The sequence below is a fragment of the Mesorhizobium sp. genome, from assembly GCF_017306585.1.
In the GTDB taxonomy this organism is placed as follows: Bacteria; Pseudomonadota; Alphaproteobacteria; order Rhizobiales; family Rhizobiaceae; genus Mesorhizobium.
The window spans coordinates 1-19,290 of the sequence record NZ_JAFKIC010000124.1; the positions used below are offsets into that span (position 1 = coordinate 1).

General features: G+C 63.5%; 14 protein-coding genes and 1 pseudogene. 10 read left to right on the top strand and 5 right to left on the bottom strand.

The window, feature by feature from the left end:
* The 7 genes and pseudogenes from J0I79_RS10880 to gltX form a co-directional block, all read left to right on the top strand.
* Positions 1-451, top strand: a pseudogene (locus tag J0I79_RS10880) (DNA-3-methyladenine glycosylase I); the annotation flags it as partial.
* A 94-nt stretch (positions 452-545) separates the two neighbouring features.
* On the top strand, positions 546-2,222 hold the full coding sequence (locus J0I79_RS10885) for an NAD+ synthase (RefSeq protein ID WP_292857517.1): 1,677 nt from the start codon (positions 546-548) through the stop codon (positions 2,220-2,222).
* A gap of 35 nt (positions 2,223-2,257) precedes the next feature.
* The gene (locus tag J0I79_RS10890) at positions 2,258-3,145 is read left to right on the top strand and encodes an SPFH domain-containing protein (protein WP_292857520.1); all 888 of its coding nucleotides are present in this window, start codon (positions 2,258-2,260) and stop codon (positions 3,143-3,145) included.
* Positions 3,142-4,104 (top strand): sugar kinase, encoded by a 963-nt coding sequence (locus J0I79_RS10895; RefSeq protein ID WP_292857523.1) that lies wholly within the window; start codon positions 3,142-3,144, stop codon positions 4,102-4,104. The genes J0I79_RS10890 and J0I79_RS10895 overlap by 4 nt, the downstream gene beginning before the upstream one ends.
* A gap of 372 nt (positions 4,105-4,476) precedes the next feature.
* On the top strand, positions 4,477-6,282 hold the full coding sequence (locus J0I79_RS10900) for an ABC transporter ATP-binding protein (protein WP_292857526.1): 1,806 nt from the start codon (positions 4,477-4,479) through the stop codon (positions 6,280-6,282).
* 393 nt (positions 6,283-6,675) lie between these two features.
* Positions 6,676-7,869, top strand: coding sequence for a hypothetical protein (locus J0I79_RS10905; protein WP_292857529.1), 1,194 nt, complete (start codon positions 6,676-6,678; stop codon positions 7,867-7,869).
* 126 nt (positions 7,870-7,995) lie between these two features.
* Positions 7,996-9,369: a glutamate--tRNA ligase gene (gene gltX, locus J0I79_RS10910; protein WP_292857532.1), complete on the top strand. Its 1,374-nt coding sequence runs from the start codon at positions 7,996-7,998 to the stop codon at positions 9,367-9,369.
* Here the strand turns inward: gltX and J0I79_RS10915 are convergent.
* The 4 genes from J0I79_RS10915 to J0I79_RS10930 form a co-directional block, all read right to left on the bottom strand.
* A complete protein-coding gene (locus J0I79_RS10915; RefSeq protein WP_292857535.1) occupies positions 9,287-10,483 on the bottom strand; it encodes a DUF2865 domain-containing protein in 1,197 nt (398 codons plus the stop codon). The two genes, gltX and J0I79_RS10915, sit on opposite strands and share 83 nt — an antisense overlap.
* A gap of 169 nt (positions 10,484-10,652) precedes the next feature.
* Entirely contained in the window at positions 10,653-11,327 is a 675-nt protein-coding gene (locus tag J0I79_RS10920; RefSeq protein WP_292857538.1) for an outer membrane protein, read from the bottom strand.
* Between the two features lie 185 nt (positions 11,328-11,512).
* Entirely contained in the window at positions 11,513-13,837 is a 2,325-nt protein-coding gene (locus J0I79_RS10925) for an NADP-dependent malic enzyme (protein WP_292857541.1), read from the bottom strand.
* A 175-nt stretch (positions 13,838-14,012) separates the two neighbouring features.
* Positions 14,013-14,792: an SDR family oxidoreductase gene (locus J0I79_RS10930; RefSeq protein ID WP_292857544.1), complete on the bottom strand. Its 780-nt coding sequence runs from the start codon at positions 14,790-14,792 to the stop codon at positions 14,013-14,015.
* A 119-nt stretch (positions 14,793-14,911) separates the two neighbouring features.
* On the opposite strand from J0I79_RS10930, the gene J0I79_RS10935 reads away from it, so the two are divergent.
* Together J0I79_RS10935 and J0I79_RS10940 are read left to right on the top strand one after the other, a co-directional pair.
* Positions 14,912-15,727, top strand: coding sequence for a UDP-2,3-diacylglucosamine diphosphatase (locus tag J0I79_RS10935; protein ID WP_292857546.1), 816 nt, complete (start codon positions 14,912-14,914; stop codon positions 15,725-15,727).
* Between the two features lie 128 nt (positions 15,728-15,855).
* Complete coding sequence (locus tag J0I79_RS10940) at positions 15,856-17,070, top strand: MFS transporter (protein WP_292857549.1); 1,215 nt, start codon at positions 15,856-15,858, stop codon at positions 17,068-17,070.
* Here the strand turns inward: J0I79_RS10940 and dgcA are convergent.
* The gene (gene dgcA, locus J0I79_RS10945) at positions 17,041-18,024 is read right to left on the bottom strand and encodes an N-acetyl-D-Glu racemase DgcA (protein ID WP_292857552.1); all 984 of its coding nucleotides are present in this window, start codon (positions 18,022-18,024) and stop codon (positions 17,041-17,043) included. The two genes, J0I79_RS10940 and dgcA, sit on opposite strands and share 30 nt — an antisense overlap.
* Before the next feature lie 78 nt (positions 18,025-18,102).
* On the opposite strand from dgcA, the gene J0I79_RS10950 reads away from it, so the two are divergent.
* Positions 18,103-19,290: an ABC transporter permease gene (locus tag J0I79_RS10950; protein ID WP_292857555.1), complete on the top strand. Its 1,188-nt coding sequence runs from the start codon at positions 18,103-18,105 to the stop codon at positions 19,288-19,290.

A 19,290-nucleotide genomic window follows, 5' to 3' on the forward strand; every position in this document is an offset into this window, starting at 1 on the left:
CCTGGCTTCCGACCAGCGCATCGTGCGCAATCCGCAGAAGATCAGGTCGGTGCGCGAGAACGCCGCCTTCGTCGAGCGTGTCTCGAAGGAGCATCGCGGGTTTGGCCAGTTCCTTGCCGATTGGCCCGCCGACGACCAGGTCGGGCTGATGGCCTATCTCGGCAAGCACGGCAGCCGGCTTGGCGGCAACACCGGTCAGTATTTTCTGCGCTGGCTTGGCTGGGATGCCTTCGTGATTTCATCTGACATGGCGGCGGCACTGCGCGATTCCGGTCTCGACATCGCCGAAAGCCCGACCTCGAAGAAGGATCTCGACAAGATCCAGGCGCAAATCAACCGATGGGCAGGCGATACCGGCCTGCCGCGCCGGCACATTTCGCGCATCCTGGCGATGTCGATCGGCGAGAACCATTCTCCGCAATCGCTGCGCGAATATATGGGCGACGACTGAGCGCAGCCTCTGCACGATCGCGGATGCCGGTGGCTTTGGATTGGTCCAAGCAAACGCCATTGCGGGGCGGATTTCGCCGCGCTAAACCGCAGGCATGACCAAGAAGCTCGACATACTGCGCATCGCCATCGCCCAGTTGAACCCGACTGTCGGCGACATATCGGGCAACCTCGCCAAGGCGCGCGAGGCGAGGGCGGACGCGGCGCGCCAAGGCGCCGATCTCGTGCTCTACACCGAGCTTTTTCTCGCCGGTTATCCGCCGGAGGATCTGGTGCTGAAGCCGGCCTTCCTGAAGGCCTGCGAAAAGGCGGCGCAGGATTTTGCCGCCGACACGGCTGACGGCGGCCCGGGCGTCATTATCGGCACGCCGCTGAAGCGCAAGAGCGGCACGCACAATTCGATCGTCTTCGCCGACGGCGGCAAGATCATCGCCGAGCGCTACAAGCTCGACTTGCCGAACTATGGTGAGTTCGACGAGAAGCGAGTCTTCCAGCCCGGGCCGGAACTCCAGGGCCCGGTCAATTTCCGGGGCGTGCGCATCGGCGTTCCGATCTGCGAGGACATCTGGGGCGATGTCGATATCTGCGAATCGCTGGCCGAGAGCGGGGCGGAAATCCTGCTGGTGCCGAACGGCTCGCCTTACTACCGCGCCAAGATCGACGTCCGCCACCAGGTCGTCATCAGGCAGGTCATCGAAACCGGACTGCCGATGATCTACGCCAACCAGCTCGGCGGCCAGGACGAGCTGATCTTCGACGGCGCATCCTTCGCCATCGGCGCCGACAAGGCGCTGGCCTTCCAGATGAGCCAGTTCGAGGAGGCGGTCGACGTCACCACCTGGAAGCGTACGGATGCCGGATGGGCCTGCTCGGAAGGGCCGATGTCGAAAATCCCGGAGCGGGAGGAGGCTGACTACCGCGCCTGCATGCTCGGCCTGCGCGACTACGTCAACAAAAACGGCTTCAAGAACGTGGTGCTCGGCCTGTCGGGCGGCATCGATTCAGCGATCTGCGCGGCGCTCGCGGTCGACGCGCTGGGCGAGGAACGGCTGCGCGCGGTGATGATGCCTTACCGCTACACGTCGAAGGATTCGCTCAAGGATGCCGAGGATTGCGCCCGCGCGCTCGGCTGCCGCTACGACATCGTGCCGATCTTCGAGCCGGTCGAAGGTTTTCTGCATGCGCTGACGCAGCTGTTCGAGGGCACCAAGGAAGGCATCACTGAGGAGAACCTGCAGAGCCGCGCGCGCGGCACCATCCTGATGGCGATCTCCAACAAGTTCGGTTCGATGGTGGTCACCACCGGCAACAAGAGCGAGATGTCGGTCGGCTACGCCACACTCTATGGCGACATGAACGGCGGCTTCAATCCGATAAAAGACCTCTACAAGATGCAGGTCTACGCCCTGTCGCGCTGGCGCAACAGCCATGTGCCGCCGGGCGCGCTCGGGCCGTCGGGCGAAGTCATCCCGAAGAACATCATCGACAAGGCGCCGTCCGCGGAGCTGCGCGAAAACCAGACGGACCAGGATTCGCTGCCGCCCTATCCGGTGCTTGACGACATCCTGGAATGCCTGGTCGAGAACGAGATGGGCGTCGACGACATTGTCGCGCGCGGCCATGACCGGGCGACGGTGACGCGTATCGAACATCTCCTCTACATCGCCGAATACAAGCGCCGGCAGGCGGCGCCCGGCGTGAAGATCACCAAGAAGAATTTCGGCCGCGACCGCCGCTATCCCATCACCAACCGTTTCAGGGATCGTGGGTAGCGGGCTCTTCGCTTTGAGCAACCTTGGGGGCGTGCATGTTCATCAGCTATTTCAAGGGAACGCCTGAATACCACGTCGTCCGGTTCCGGAACGGCAAGATCAGGGGGCAGGGGCGCGGCATAAGCTTCTGGTACGGCACATTGGGCACGACCATCGCCATGGTGCCGGTGACGTCGCTCGACAATCCGTTCATTTTCACGGAGACGACGGCGAATTTCCAGGATCTCGCCATCCAGGGTTCTGTCAGCTACCGCATCGTCGATCCGGTGAAGGCGGCGGAAGGCTTCGATTTCAGGGCAAAACTCAGCAAATCCGATGTCGCCGGCGACGGCCGCGAGAAGATCGCCGAGCGCCTGGTGCTGGCCATTCAGAGCCGTGCCCGGGCGGTCGTATCAAGCATGACGCTCGAACAGGCCCTTGCCGAGGTGACCAAGCTCGGCGGCAATCTTGCCGAGTTGCTGCGCGGCGATCCGATCGCCACCACGGCTGGCCTGTCGATCGAGGAGGTTCACATTACCTCGGTCCAGCCGACACCGGAAATCCGCAAGGCGCTGCAGACCGAGTATCGCGAGGCGCTGCAGCGCCAGGCCGATGAGGCGATCTATGCCCGCCGGGCCTACGGCGTCGAGAAGGAGCGCGAGATCAAGCAGAGCGAACTGGCGACAGAGATCGAGCTTGCCGAGCGCAACAAGCTGCTGGTCGACACGGAAGCGCGCAACAAGCTGACGCTGGCCGAGGCGGAAGCCAAGGCGCAGCAACTGGAACTCACCGTCTATTCGTCGGCTCCCGCCAACGTGCTGACGGCGATGGCTTTCAAGGCCTGGGCTGAAAAGGGCGGTTCGGTCGGCAATCTGTCGATAACGCCCGACATGCTGACCAGTGCGCTGAGCCAGCTTGCGGCACCGGCCAAGACCGAGAAGTGATCCAGCCGGTGGCCGGCGACCAGGGCGACAGGCCGATCGACCGGGTGGTTGTCGTCACCCGCAAGACCGAACTCGAGGAACTGACCGCGCGCTTCAACACGCAAGGGCAGGCCCGCTTCTATCTCAGGCAGGCCGGCATGGATTTCGACCCGGTCAGGGCCGCGCACGATACCTATCATGCCGCGCTCGACCGGGTGATGGGCTCGCTGCCTCAGGGGCTGAAGCAGTTGCGGCTCGACCGCGAACTGGTGCCGCAATTCGAATTCGGTTCCGACGTCGTGATCGCGCTCGGCCAGGATGGCCTGGTCTCCAACACCGCGAAATACCTGCCACGCCAGCCGCTGATCGGTATCAATCCGAACCCGGCGCTGTTTGACGGCGTGCTGTTGCCCTGGCGCGCCGACGACACCGAAAAAGTGCTCGATCTGACGATCTCGGGCAAGGAGCGGCGCCAGGCAGTGGTGATGGCCGAGGCGCGCTCCAATGACGGCAGGCGGCTGATCGCCTTCAACGATCTGTTCGTCGGCGCCTCCACGCATGTCTCGGCCCGCTATGAATTGACCTATGCGGGCAGGACCGAGCGCCAATCATCGAGCGGCATCATCGTTTCGACCGGCGCCGGCTCCACCGGATGGTTGCGCTCCGTGATGGCCGGGGCCGCCGGACTGGCCGCGGCCTATGGCGACACGGGCGTGCCGACAGTGCCGCCGCAGGGCTACGACCGCGAAGGCGAGCAGCTTTTCTTCTCCGTGCGCGAACCGTTTCCGAGCAACACGACCGGCGTCTCGCTGGTCCATGGCGTCATCACCCGCGACCGGCCGCTTGTCGTTTCCTCACGGCAGAGCCGGGGTGGCGTCATCTTCAGCGATGGCATGGAGGTCGACTTCATCGAGTTCAATTCCGGTACCGACGTGACCATCGCGATCGCCGATCAGAAGGCCTGGCTCGTAGTGCCGTGAGCGGCGGCCATTGTTGCAAAATCGTCTCACCGGCTGGGCCAGACGCGCTTTTGGTGCCTGCCTGCCTTGGCGAGGCCTCGCTGACCCTCTATACCGGCCCTTCCGCGATTCCCAATCGGGAGGAACGAATGGCAGGAATCTCTACCATCATGCGAGGCCGCGAAGCTTAGGTCTCGACCAGCGCGCCGCAAGGCTTATGCCTTCGCCGCCAAGCCGGATCGAGAACAGGCTTTTGCCGATGCCGGTCGCCGCCCGACATACGGGTGAGCAACCAATTCCGCCGAACCTCCGCATTTCCCGGGCGAATTGCCCGACGCGGTTTCTTCATTTTCATATTACCGGGATCGGGCTCGTTTGCGCCCGAATGACATCATGGCTCGTTTCAAGATCGATTTGCGCGCGAGCGCCTTTCGCAGCGTTCTTGGTTTCACGCTCATCCATTGGCGGCGCCAGCCCTGGCGGCTGTCGTTGATCATGGGTGGTTTCCTGCTGTCGACGCTGGCCGACGTGCTGACACCGCTCTATTCCGGCCGGCTGGTCGATGCGGTCGCCAGCAGTGCCGGCGCGGACGCCATTGCCTGGAATGCCGCGATGACGGCATTTTTCATGCTGATGGCGTTGGCGCTGACCGGCGTCGTACTGCGCAACCTGGCGTTCATGGCCATCGTGGAGTTGACGCTCAAGATGATGGCCGACATCGCGGCGGACGCCTTCCATCGCGTCCAGCGCTTTTCCACCGACTGGCATGCCAATTCGTTTGCCGGCTCGACCGTGCGCAAGATAACGCGCGGCATGTGGGCGCTCGACCTGCTCAACGACACCATATTGATCGCATTGCTGCCGTCGGTCGTCATGCTGGTCGGTTCGACGCTGCTGCTGGGCTGGTTCTGGCCGCTGATGGGCGCAGTCGTTGCCGCTGGTTCGGTGCTGTTCATCATGGTGACGGCGATGCTGTCGCTCGGCTATGTCGCGCCGGCGGCAAGGCTCGCCAACACCTGGGACACGCGCCTGGGCGGTTCGCTGGCCGACGCGGTGAGCTGCAATGCGGTGGTCAAGGGCTTTGGCGCCGAGGAGCGTGAAGAGCGGCGGCTTGCCAAGGTCGTCACCAAATGGCGGGAACGCACGCGGCGCACCTGGGTGCGTGGCACCATCAACGGCACCACGCAAGGGGTGCTGCTGCTGGTAATGCGGGCCGCGGTGATCGGTCTCTCATTGATGCTGTGGTCGTGGGGGCAGGCGAGCGCCGGCGATGTCGCGTTCGTCTTGACCTCGTTCTTCGTGCTGCAGGGTTATCTCCGGGATATCGGCACCCATATCCGCAATCTGCAGCGCTCGATCAACGACATGGAGGAGCTGGTCGATTTCCAGTCCGAACCGCTCGGCATCGAGGATCGGCCCGGCGCGAAGCCGATCCGGATCACGCAAGGGGCCATCGGCTTCGACAAGGTGACCTTCCACTATGGCAATCACCGGTCGCCGCTCTACCGCGACTTCTCGGTTGATATAGCGCCGGGCGAACGGGTCGGGCTGGTCGGTCACTCGGGCTCGGGCAAGACCACCTTCGTCAAGCTCATCCAGCGGCTCTATGATGTGAATGCGGGCAGGATCCTGATCGACGGCCAGGATATCTCGCAGGTCGCACAGGCGTCGCTGCGCGGGCAGATCGCTATCGTCCAGCAGGAGCCGATCCTGTTCCACCGATCGCTGGCCGAAAACATCGCCTATAGCAGGCCGGGCGCGACCCAGGAGGAGATCGAGCATGCCGCCAGGCTGGCGAGCGCGCATGATTTCATCACCAGCCTGCCGAAGGGTTATGGCACGCTGGTCGGCGAGCGCGGCGTGAAACTGTCGGGCGGCGAGCGGCAGCGCGTGGCGATCGCACGCGCCTTCCTGGCCGATGCACGCATCCTGATCCTGGACGAGGCGACATCGAGCCTTGATTCCGAGTCGGAGGTGCTGATCCAGCAGGCGATGGAGCGGCTGATGGTCGGGCGCACCACGCTGGTCATCGCGCACCGGCTTTCGACGGTGCGCGCGCTCGACAGACTGCTGGTCTTCGACCGCGGCGAGATCGTCGAGGAAGGCTCGCATGACGAGTTGATCCGGCTGACGGGCGGCATCTACCGCCGCCTGTTCGAGCGCCAGGCGCTGGAACTGACCAAGGGCCTTGTGATCTGAACCAGGGAGGTCTCCGGCTTCGGCCGGAGGCCTCTCCCGTCGGATGCGATCAAGCCGACGGGCGGTTGCAGGCGGCAATGGCAGGGCCCAGCCGAACCTGCCGCGAGCGCATCGACGAGCGTAGGATATGCGAACGCCCTGCCGCCCGGCCGGTACCGGGCGAGCAAATCCGCCTGCGAATTTTGCGGCGGAAACACGTTGGGCGACGCGAGGCGGCATTCAAGTCCTTTTCGGATCCCGAGCTCGGAGACGTTTTGTTTATGATGCTGACCGAGATACGTTGTTTCAACCATTGGTTGGTATATTCCTTTTGTAGCAACCCAAGGGAGGCTGATGCCGATCCCGTGGGCCGATTGATCAGCGCAGGAATTCGTCGTCAGGCCGACGATCCCCATGGGTTTCATCATGGATCTTGTTTTCGAAAAGACCGCCACGGAGCAGTTGGCTGCGCCGGCGGTGCTGGAATCCCAGCATGGTTCGGTTCGACCGCTTGCCGTCGAAGACCTCGAGGCCGTCGCCGCACTCTTCCTGACCAGGTTTCGCCGGCGGCGGCGACACCTTCTCGACCGCGCGGTTGCGGAGACTGCCGAGTATATGAGAAGGATTTATCTTGACCCTGCCGGCCAATCCGGCGCGAGCAACGCTCTTGTCCAGATCAACCCGCAGGGACAACTGGGTGGCTTCCTCGGCGTCCTGAAAGCCCGTTACGAGCTCAATGGAGCGGTGTTGAACGCGGCCATCATCGGTCCGTTCATGGCAGATTCCGGTACCGATCACGGCTCGGCTGGGCCGCAATTGCTGCGTGCCCTGCATCAGGGCGAATTCGATCTGTATCTGACCGATTCGGCCAACCGGGTTTCCCTGGCCTTCGCACGTCCGATGAAATACCAGCTCCTGCCGGCGCATTGTCTGGGATGGACCCGCATTTTCCGGCCGGCCGCGGTGGCTTCCATGATGGTGCGCGGCAGATGGCCAGGCCTGCCCCGCTTCGCGCTCGATCCTTGCGCCAGGGCATTCGACGCTTTTGCGAGAAAGAGGTTCGAGCCACCCGTCCAGCATTCCCCGTCACATCGGGTTCATCGCGAGCCGATGAATGCCGGGCAATTTGCGGAGCGCATGCCGACGCTGGCGTCAGATTACGTGCTTCGACCGCTTTGGCAGGATGGCGAGTTGCCAAGGCTGCTCGCACTGGCAGCCGAGAAGCGGGCCGACGGCCCCCTTCATTTCGGCGGGACTTACGACGAAGCCGGCAGGATGCTCGGTTGCTACGCTTTTTATGGTCAAGCCGGCGGCATGGCGAACCTTCTGCAGATCCAGTCCTCCGGATCTCACTGGGGCGCGACGCTGGATGCCTTGATCGCTGACGCGTGGGCTATGGGCTGCGCGGGTATCATTGGGCAGACGCAGGGCAGATTCATGCCGCATCTCTTCAGCTACAAGAATGTCTTCTTCCGCTATGCCGGGGGGACGATGGTGCGTTCGCGCATCCCCGAGGTCGCGCAAGCGGTCCGCGCCGGCGATATCTTCATCGGTGGATTGATGGGCGACCGCTGGACCCGCCTCAGCTCCGACGACTTCGGCCGGTGATCGCCTTCAACGGTCCGAGCTCATCTGACAAGGGCCGCTTTTCATCGCGCGCGTCATGTTCTATGTCTGCGGCGCAGCGCGGGGGCGCATCTTGTCAATCGCAAAGGCATCCGGTACGCCCCGCTCATGACAGTTACCGTTCGTTTCGCCCCGTCGCCGACCGGCCGCATCCATATCGGCAATGCGCGTACCGCTCTGTTCAATTGGTTGTTCGCCCTGAACAACAAGGGCCGTTTCATCCAGCGCTTCGACGACACCGACGTCGCCCGCTCGAAGCAGGAGTTCGCCGACTCCATCCTCTACGACCTGCATTGGCTGGGGATTTTCCCCGATGCCACGGAGTACCAGTCGCGGCGCTTCGAGATTTATGATGCGGCGGTTGAGCGGCTGAAGGCGGCGGGCGTTCTCTACGCCTGTTACGAAACGCCGGAGGAACTCGATCTCCGGCGCAAGGTGCGCCGCACGCGCGGGCTGCCGCCGGTCTATGGCCGCGAGGCGTTGACACTGACGCGGGAACAGATCGCCGAGTACCAGTCCGATGGTCGGCGGCCGCACTGGCGATTCCTGCTGCCCAATTTCACCGGCGATCCGCAGCAGCCGGAGCGCACCGAGGTCCATTGGACCGATCTGGTGCGCGGCGAGGAAACGGTCGATCTTGCCTCGCTCTCCGACCCTGTCCTGGTGCGCGAGGACGGCACCTATCTCTACACGCTGCCCTCCGTGGTCGACGACATCGAAATGGGCGTCTCCCATGTCATCCGGGGCGATGATCACGTCACCAACACCGGCGTGCAGATCGCCTTGTTCAAGGCGCTGGGCGTCGAGCCGCCTGTCTTTGGCCACCATAATCTCCTGACCACCGTCTCGGGCGAGGGGCTGTCCAAGCGCACCGGCGCGCTCTCCATCGAAAGCCTGCGCGAGGATGGCATCGAGCCGATGGCCGTTGCTTCGCTGGCCGTGCTGGTCGGAACTTCGGAGAACGTTGCCGCCGCGCACGATCTGACCGAACTCGCGGGTCATTTCGACCCGGCCGCCACTTCGAAATCATCGGCCAAGTTCGATCCGGACGAGTTGTTCGTGCTCAACCGTGCGCTATTGCACCACATGCCGTTCCACGAGGCACGCGACAGGCTGATGGTGCTCGGCATCTCGGGTGACCAGGCAGAGCCCTTCTGGCTCGCGGTGCGCGGCAATCTCGACAGGCTGGCCGATGCCGTCGGCTGGTGGCGCATCCTGCGCGAAGGCCCGCAGGAGAGGTCGGAGTTTTCCGCCGATGATCGCGACTTTCTTCATCAGGCCTTCGATGTCCTGCCCGAAGAACCTTGGAACGGCACGGTCTGGAAAGACTGGACCGGCAAGATAAGGGAAGCGACCGGGCGCAAGGGCAAGGGCCTGTTCATGCCGCTGAGGCTTGCCCTTACTGGACTGTCTTCGGGGCCGGAGCTTGCAGATTTATTGCCGCTGATGGGTCGGGAAGGAACGTTGGCCCGACGACCCTGACCTTGCGCTGTTCCGGCGGTATCGCCGAAACAGGCGACGTCACCGGCTTGGCGGACAGACGCTTGATGGCCTCGCGGTCGAGCCCGCCTTCCATATTGGCCAGGGTCTCCGGGTCGGCGCCCGGATCCGGTTTCGAGGCCGGTACGGGGACAAACGGCGCCGCATCCGGTTGGGGCTGCGATTCCTGCGGGGTCGGCGAATTGCCGCCGATGATCTGGAAGTTCTGCGCGGCGTTGCAGCCGCATGCCGGCGGTCGCGGTATGTTGGACTGCTTGTAGAGATAGGCGGTCGGCAGTTCGCTGTAGGGTTTCCCGGTGACCGACGATGTCATCGATGCCGAATCGTCGTCCATGCCGCGCGAATAGAAGACCTGCATCTCGGTGCCGGGGCAGCTCGATTCGCAGTTCTTCTGGTCGCGCTCGAAATCGCCGGCCGAGGCGGCATTCGACATCGGGAAGAAATAGCCGTCGCATGTGCGCACGCAGGTGGTGTGGAATTCGCCGCCGCTGTTCGGGAAATCGGGTTGGTTAAGCACCCGGCGGACATTGCGTTCCTCGCCGGGGTCATCAGGCTGATCCAGCGTGTCGGCCTGACGGCTGTCATTGCCGAAAAGCTGGTCGAACAGGTTCGCGTTGCCGTCGTCCCCACGGTCTGCTTCTTCCAACGGGGCACGGCGCTGGGGAGACGCGTCATCGCGGCAGCCATTGGCGTCGAGCGCGGCCAGGATGCGGCCACGGTCGCGGCGCGACCCGCCGCCACCGGCGAGCTGGGCGCGCTTGACCTGCAGACTGTCGAGATTGGCGTTCATGCGATCGATCGTGGCGTTGAGGCCGGCGCATTGATTGATGTTGCGGGAAAACAGCGAAAACCCGCAACCGGCGGCGTTCGCCTGGCTGCGGGCCTTGGATATCTGTTCGCGCTGCCGCTCGATCGCGGAGTCGTACTTCCGGACCATTGCAGGACCGCCACCGCCGCCGCGCGAAGCAGAGGCGAGATCGGCCTCCAACTGGCGGCAAACGCGCGAGGCGGCTTGGGGCTCGGTGACGGTGGCGCCGGACAGCAGCAAGCCAAGCAGCATGGCGGCATGCCAATGCTTCCACCTTGCGCCTCTCATCCGCCCAAACTCCGCCTGTTCGCCAGAAGGCTATCGTGCTTGCGGTTAATCATCTATTTCGGGTGCGGTCCAATGACTAGCCGAAGGCGGCGACCATCCGGTTCGCGCTCTCAACTCGCTGCCCGCTCAGCCGGCACCGAGGGGCAAGGCAGCCCGACTCGACCGGCCGTTAGAACTTGTAGTTCATACCGATCTTGACCGTGCTGAGCTTGTTGTCGAACTCGGTATTGCTGCCGCCGTAGTCGATGGTCTGGTCGCGCAGATCGACGTAAAGATATTCGACCTTAGCGGACCAGTGATCGGTGAATGCCTGTTCCAGCCCTGCGCCAAGAGTCCAGCCGGCCTTGGTGCTCTTCTCTGAAAAGCTGTTGAAGGGGCCGTCAAGATACCGGTTTTCGACGCTTCCGTAAGCCAGGCCGCCGGTCCCGTAGAGCAGGGTACTGTCGAACGCATAGCCCGCTCGGGCTCGAAGCGTTCCAAACCAGTCCACTTTGGTGTCGTAGAAATCGCCTCGGGGATTGATCCCGCCCGACTGCCCCTTGATGTCGGAACCCGCGATATCAGCCTCGACACCGAGGACCACCGAATTGATCTGGTAGTTGTATCCGATCTGGACTCCGCCCAGAAAACCATCGATGTCGTAATCCTGGCTAGCATGAAACACAGGTGTGTTGGGCGAACTGAAAACCGCGTCGCTCTTCCCGAAAGCATAGCCGATTTGCCCGCCGACATAGACACCTGACCAGTCGTGGACGGCCGCGGGCTCGGCGCTGATGGCATCGGCGGCGAGAGCTTGTCCGCCAATCAGCGACAGCAATGCGGATGCAAGAAGCAGGCCCCTCATGACGTCCTCGCCGCCAAATCAGATGGTCGACTTTACCACCTCTGCTTTTCCTGTGAAATCCGCGTCCGGCCAGCCGCTGTTTTCCGCAATCGCAAGTTGCCGGTCCGCAACACCCGGTTTGGACCAGATGGCGTGCCACGGGGTGAGATCGTCCGGCCTGCCGAGCCGGACTTGCGGCGTCCGGTTCAGTCCAGATTGACGGTCGCCTGCGCCTTGTGGGCGGCCTCGACCACGGCAAGCGCGGTCATGTTGACGACACCGCGCGAGGTCACCGAAGGCGTCAATATATGCGCCGGCTTGTCAGTGCCGAGCAGGATCGGCCCGACATGCAGCGCATCCATCATCGCGCGCAGCGCCGTCAGCGTGATGTTGGCCGAATCGAGGTTCGGGAACACCAGCAGATTGGCCTCGCCCTTCAGGCGCGAATGCGGATAGACGCGCTGGCGCAGATGCTCCGACAGAGCGGTGTCGGCATGCATCTCGCCATCGCATTGCAGTTCCGGCGCGATGCGGGCGAGGATCTGCGCCGCGTGCCGCATCTTCAGCGCGCTTGGCGAATCGCGTGAGCCGAAATCGGAATGCGACAGCAGTGCGGCCTTCGGCTCGATGCCGAAGCGCTGGATTTCCTCCGCCGCCAGCACGGTCATCTCGGCGATTTCCTCGGCCGTCGGGTCGACCGAGACATGGGTGTCGGTGAGGAAGATGATGCCGCGCTGCGAGATCAGCATGGACAGCGTCGAGAGGTCATGGTCGCGGATGCCGGCGCGCGGCCCGATGATCAGCGTGACATTGCGCAAATGCCGCTCGAAGCGGCCTTCGAGGCCGCAGACCATGGCGTCGGCGTCACCGCGTTTGAGCGCGAGCGCCGCGATAACCGTATTGTCGGTGCGCACCATCGTCCGCGCGGCCTCCGTCGTCACGCCGCGCCGGCCGGCGAGTTCGATCAGAAGATCGACATAGTGGCGGTAACGCGGATCGTCCTCGGGGTTGATCAGTCCGAAGTCGACGCCCGGCTTGATGCGCAGCCCGTAGCGCTTCAGCCTGACCTCGATGACATGCGGACGACCGATCAGGATCGGCTCGGCTATCCCTTCCTCGAGCACCACCTGGGCGGCGCGCAGCACGCGTTCGTCCTCGCCATCGGCGTAGATGACGCGCTTGGCGCTCGATGCCTTGGCCGACGAAAACACCGGCTTCATCACCAGGCCGGAGCGGAAGACGAAGCGGTTGAGCTTGTCGATATAGGCGGCGAAATCGGTGATCGGCCTTGTCGCCACGCCGGTGTCGCAGGCCGCCTTGGCGACGGCCGGCGCGATGCGCAGGATGAGGCGCGGATCGAAGGGCGAGGGGATCAGGAATTCAGGGCCGAAAACCGGCGTCTCCCCCGAATAGGCGCGTGCGGCGACATCGGAAGGTTCTTCCCGGGCAAGCGCCGCGATCGCGCGCACCGCCGCCATCTTCATCTCCTCGTTGATGGCGCTCGCGCCGCAGTCTAGCGCGCCACGGAAGATGTAGGGAAAACACAGGACGTTGTTGACCTGGTTCGGGAAATCCGAGCGGCCGGTGCAGATCATGGCATCGGGGCGGGCCGCGCGCGCCACTTCAGGCATGATCTCCGGATTGGGATTGGCCAGAGCCAGAACCAATGGCTTCGGCGCCATGTGCTGGAGCAGCTCCGGCTTCAGCACGCCGGCGGCCGACAGGCCGAGGAAGACGTCGGCGCCGGGGATGACATCGGCCAGCGTGCGCGCTTCGGTGTCCTTCACATAAGGATCCTTCCAGCGGTCCATCTCCTCGAGACGGCCCTTGTAGGCGACGCCGAAACGGTCGGTGACCCAGATGTTCTCGACGCGCGCGCCGAGTGAAACAAGCAGATTGAGGCATGCCAGCGCCGCCGCGCCAGCGCCCGATGTGACGATCTTGATGTCGGCTATGGTCTTGCCGGCGAATTCCAGCCCGTTGAGGACGGCGGCGGCGACGATGATGGCCGTGCCGTGCTGGTCGTCATGGAACACCGGTATGCCCATGCGGGCCTTGAGCCGTTCCTCGACCTCGAAGCACTCCGGAGCCTTGATGTCCTCCAGATTGATGCCGCCGAAGGTCGGCTCCAGCGCCGCAACGGTCTCCACCATCCGCTCGATCTCGGGCGCGTCGATCTCGATATCGAAGACGTCGATGCCGGCGAATTTCTTGAACAGGACGGCCTTGCCTTCCATGACCGGCTTGGAGGCCAGCGGTCCGATATTGCCAAGGCCCAGCACCGCCGAGCCGTTGGAGACGACACCGACCAGATTGGCGCGCGCCGTGTAGTCGGCGGCGGTCGCCGGATCGTCGCGGATTTCGAGGCATGGGGCGGCAACACCCGGCGAATATGCCAGCGCCAGGTCGCGCTGGTTGCCGAGGGGCTTGGTCGCCTGGATCTCGAGCTTCCCCGGGGTCGGATGCTTGTGGAAGAAGAGGGCGGCCTCATCGAGGTCCGAACGGGCCGTTTTCTTGTTCTCGCCTTCCATGCGGCCGCTCCTTCGAAACTTGCTTGGAGGGACCTTTTAGCATGGGGTCAGGCTTTTTCGCGACGCTAAATGACGCGCCGGCAGCTTTCGCGGCCGGAACGCCGAAAGACATTACATGTCAGGTGGTTACGGACGTTTCATGCCGAGGCGCTCGATTGTTCCGTCCGCGACCGGATCAGAACGCACTGACATAGAGCCCGCCGTCCACCGGTATGTTCTGGCCGGTGAGATAGCCGGCATGGACCGAGCACAGGAAGGCGCAGATCTGGCCGAATTCCTCAGGCGTGCCCAGCCGCTTGGCTGGCACGTCGGCGCTGATGCGGGTCTTGCGCTCGGCTGCGGCGGCAGGGTCCTCGACCGTGCCGGCCTCGTGCGGACCGCGCAGCCGGTCGGTGTCGAGCTTGCCCGGCAGAAGGCTGTTGATGGTGACGTTACGGTCGATCACCGTTCGCGCCACGCCGGCGAGGAACGAAGTCAGGCCGGCACGCGCCCCCGACGACAGATCGAGGCCGGGAATGGGAACATAGACCGACAGCGAGGTGATGTTGACGATGCGGCCGAAGCCGCGCTTTGCCATGCCGTCGAGAACCGCCTGCACCAGTTCGATCGGCGTCACCATGTTCTGGGTGACGCCTTCGAGGATCTTGGCGCGATCAAGCTCGCGGAAATCGCGCAAGGGCGGACCGCCATTGTTGTTGACCAGGATGTCGGGTTCCGGACAGGCGGAGAGCAAGGCCTTCTGCACCTCGGGTTTCGAGACGTCGCCGACCACTTCCGTCACCGTCACGCCATAACGCTGGCGCAGTTCCGCGGCGGTCTTGGCGACCAGCTCGGCATTGCGCCCATTGACGACGATGTCGCAGCCGGCTTCGGCAAGCGCCATGGCGCAGCCTTTCCCCAGTCCCTTGCTCGACGCGCAGACGATGGCTTTCTTCCCGCGGATACCGAGATCCATAACGATTTCTCCTGTGATTTGCCCGGCAGGCTAGCGCCAGCGCTGGACCAATCGCAACCGTCATACGGTTGTTGCATGAATCGGGGCATAGGCTGCTCGAAAGCAAGGGTGAAAACGCGATGTCAGGCCAAGAGCCCCGCACTTTCCGCAGCATGTTCATTTCCGACGTTCATCTCGGCTCGAAGGCGGCTAAGGCCGATTTCCTGATCGATTTCCTGCGCTATCATGACGCCGATATCATCTATCTGGTCGGCGATATCGTCGACGGCTGGCGGCTGCGGCGCAGCTGGCACTGGCCGCAAAGCCACAATGACGTCGTGCAGAAACTGCTGCGCAAGGCGCGCAAGGGTGCCAGCATCACCTATATCGCCGGCAATCACGATGAATTCGCCCGCCAGTTCCAGGGCGTGCATTTCGGCGGTATCGTCGTCGCCGACCGGGCCATCCATGAAACGGCCGATGGCAAGCGCATGCTCGTTATCCATGGCGACCAGTTCGACACCGTCGTGCACAATCAGCGCTGGCTCGCCTATCTCGGCGACCACGCCTACGACGCGGCCATGATCGTCAACCGCGTGGTGACGCGGTTGCGCCAATGGCTTGGCCTGCCTTACTGGTCGTTCTCGTCCTGGGCCAAGGTCAAGGTCAAGAAGGCCGTCAACTTCATCGGCTCGTTCCAGACCGTGCTGACCGAAGAAGCCCGCCGCTCGCATGTCGACGGCGTCATCTGCGGCCATATCCACCATGCCGCGATCGAGAATTTCGAGGATGTGCGCTACATCAACACCGGCGACTGGGTGGAAAGCTGCACGGCGGTGGTCGAACATTTCGACGGCCGGATGGAAATCCTGACCTGGGCGCATGTATTGCCCGAGTCCCTGGATGAGCCATTCATCCCCATGCTGATCGAAGATCGGGTGGGGCAGGCGGCCTGACCCGAACATCGCCGCGTTTTTTAGCGTTAATCGATTAGTCCAGCCGGTTTCGTCCGGTTTTCCGCCATGTTAAGGATCGATCCACGTTGCTCGCCTGCCGGTCGAATGCGGCGTAATTGGATCGATTCATGTCCCTGCCGCCGCTTTCGCCCGAACAACTCGTCAAGCCACGCCATTTCGAACTGCGCATGAGCCTGATCTTCGGCACCTTGTTCATTTCGCTCGGCACGCATCTTCCCTATTTCCCGCTTTGGCTGCAGGCCAAGGGCTTTCACGCCGAACAGATCGCCGTCATCCTGGCCGCCCCCATGTTCCTGCGCGTGGTAACGACGCCGCTTCTGACGACGCTTGCCGATCGGGCAAGGGACCGCGCCGACGTCTATGTGGCGCTGGTGGCGGCTTCGCTGCTTTTGTCGACGGGTTATTTTCTCACGCCGACCTATGCCATGGTGCTGGCGGTGTCGCTGGTGCTGACAATCGTCTGGACGCCGCATTCGCCGATCGCCGATTCGCTGGCGCTTTCGGGCGTGCGCCGGTTCGGCTCCAACTATGCAAGCATGCGCAAATGGGGCTCGATCTGCTATCTCTGCGCCAATGTCGCGGGCGGCTTCATCCTCGCGGCGACAGGTCCCCAAGCGGTGCCGGTGATCATATTCCTTGCCCTTGGCGCGGCGCTGGTCGCGGGTCTGCTGGCACCACGCATGGGGCGTCCGCGCAAGGCTTCGCCGCTGTCCGCGACGGAAATCCAGCACGCGGCGCCGCGCCTCTTCAATGCGTATTTCCTCTACTTCACCCTCGGCGTCGGCATCATCACCGCGAGCCACGCTTTCCTGTATGGTTTCGTGTCGATCTACTGGAAGTCGATCGGCATAAGCGATTCCGTGGTTGGCCTGCTTTGGGCTTGGGGCGTGGTGTCCGAAGTCTGCATGTTCTTGTTTTTCAACCGCATCTTTGCATCCGTTTCGGTGGTGCGGGTGATGGTCATAGCCGGCATCGGCGCTGTCATACGCTGGATCGTCTTTCCGCTGGTGTGGCCGCTGGGCCTTGGCACCGCGGGCTTCTTTGCCGTCCAGTCGCTGCACTCCGTGTCCACCGCAATGGTGCTGATCGGCCTGCAGAAGATGATCGGTGAAACCGTTCCGGAAGAACGTATCGGCGCGGCGCAGGGCATCGCCTATTTCTTCAACGGCTTCTTCATGGCCGCGGTTACACTGGCTTCCGGTCCGCTCTATGACCGCCTTGGGGTCGACGGTTTCCTGGCGATGATTCCGATCGCGATCGTCGGCCTCGTGCTGATCGGGCTTGCCGCGCGCTCAGCCCCACAGCACCCGGTCCGGGGGTGAGACGAGCGAACCCTGGTAGACCAGACCCGGTTCGCGGTCGCGTGCAAGCAGCAGCGGGCCGTCGAGGTCGACGAAATCGGCTCCTTGCGCAAGCAGCACCGCCGGCGCCATCGCCAGCGATGTGCCGACCATGCAACCCACCATTATGTCGAACCCCAGATCCCGAGCCCGATCGCGAAGCACAAGCGCCTCGGTCAGACCGCCCGTCTTGTCGAGCTTGATGTTGACCGCGTCATAGAGGCCGACCAGCGAATCGAGGTCCTTCGCCTCGTGCACGCTTTCATCGGCACAGATCGGCACGGGGTGCGCAATCCGGCGCAGTATTTCGTCGTGGCCGGCGGGCAGGGGCTGCTCGACCAGCGCAATGCCGCGCTCGGCGGCAAAAGCCAGATTGGCCTCGATGTTCTCGTCGGTCCATCCCTCGTTGGCATCAAGGATGATGCGGCTTTGCGGCGCGGCTTCAGTCACGGCGCGTATCCTGGCCATGTCGTTGTCGCCACCGATCTTGACCTTCAGCAACGGCCGGCTGGCGTTGGCGCGGGCCTGTGCCGCCATCGCCTCCGGTTCGGCGAGCGACAGGGTATAAGCTGTTTCGAGCCCCCTAAGCGGCACGGCCAGGATGGCGTCGGCCACCGGTATTCCACTAAGCTTTGCCTCGAGGTCCCAAAGTGCGCAGTCCACCGCGTTGCGCGCCGCGCCGGCCGGCATGACGGTAAGCAGGGCGGCCCGGTCAATGCCGCCGGCGATCCGTTCGCGCATCGCCTCTATGGCCTCGCGCACGCCGTCCATTGTCTCGCCATAGCGTTTGTAGGGAACGCATTCGCCGCGACCGATATGCCCGTTTTCACGGATCGTGCAGGTGATGACCTCGGCCTCGGTCTTGGAGCCGCGCGAGATGGTGAAGGTGCCGGCGATGGGAAAGCGCTCCGCCTCGACCGAAATGACACGCGCCATATTTTTCTGCTCCGGCTATGCGATGAAGGGTTGTCGGCAAATCGACAAGGTCGGACCCATCGGGCTAAACAGGACGCCATGTTGACCATCGGCAAGCGCGACGCAAGCGGCACGACCGCCTCGGAGGCTGACCACGACCCGCGTGTGGCCGTCGGCGAGGAGGATGGCGTCCTGGCCTGCGCTTTCTCCGGAATCTGGACGACCCGCACCGTGGCGCAGATCGACGCTGAGATGCGCAAGATCGAGAAACGCAGCGGCTTCAAGATCTTGGCGCTGGATCTTTCAGGGATCGAGAAGATCGACACCGCCGGCGCCTGGCTGATCGACCGGCTGGTAAGCGTGTTCGAGAAGAAGAATGTCGAGGTCCGGCTGCAAGGCCAGAGCGAGATCGCGTCCATCCTGCTCGACGCGGTCGGCGAGGCTGTGCGCCGCGAGCCCGAGTCCGGACCGGCGCAGCCACCCAACATCGTCATTCGCGCCCTGGAGGCTGTCGGGCGGCGTGTTTACGAGATGAGGGACGATTTCCTGGCCTCCATGAACATATTGGGCGCCACCATCCGCGGCGCGCAGATGAAACTCGGCCGTGGCCATGCCGTGAACCCGGCGGCGATCTTCAACCAGATCGATCGCATGGGCGTCGGCGCCATTCCGGTGGTGGTGCTGATGTCGGCGATCGTCGGCGCCATCGTCGCCCAGCAGGGCGCCTATCAGCTCAGCTATTTCGGCGCCGACATCTTCGTCGTGGACCTCGTCGGCGTGCTGATCCTGCGCGAGCTCGGCGTGCTGATGACGGCCATCATGATCGCCGGCCGCTCCGGCAGCGCCATCACCGCCGAGATCGGTTCGATGAAGATGCGCGAGGAGGTCGACGCGCTGAAGGTCATCGGCCTCAACCCGATCGGCGTGCTGGTCTTTCCGCGTCTCGTCGCGCTGGTCATCGCCTTGCCGTGCCTCACCATCATCGCCAATTTCGCCGCGCTCGGCGGCGGCATCGTCGCGGCCTGGCTCTATTCCGATATCCCGCCGGCAGCCTTCATCGACCGGTTGCGCGTCGCCATCGACCTCAGCACGATTTTCGCGGGTCTCATCAAGGCGCCGTTCATGGCCATGATCATCGGCACGATCGCCTCCGTAGAAGGAATGAAAGTCGGCGGCAGCGCCGAATCGCTGGGTACGCACGTCACCGCCTCGGTGGTGAAATCGATCTTCGTGGTCATCATCCTCGATGGGCTTTTTGCGATGTTCTATGCAGCGATCGCGTTCTGA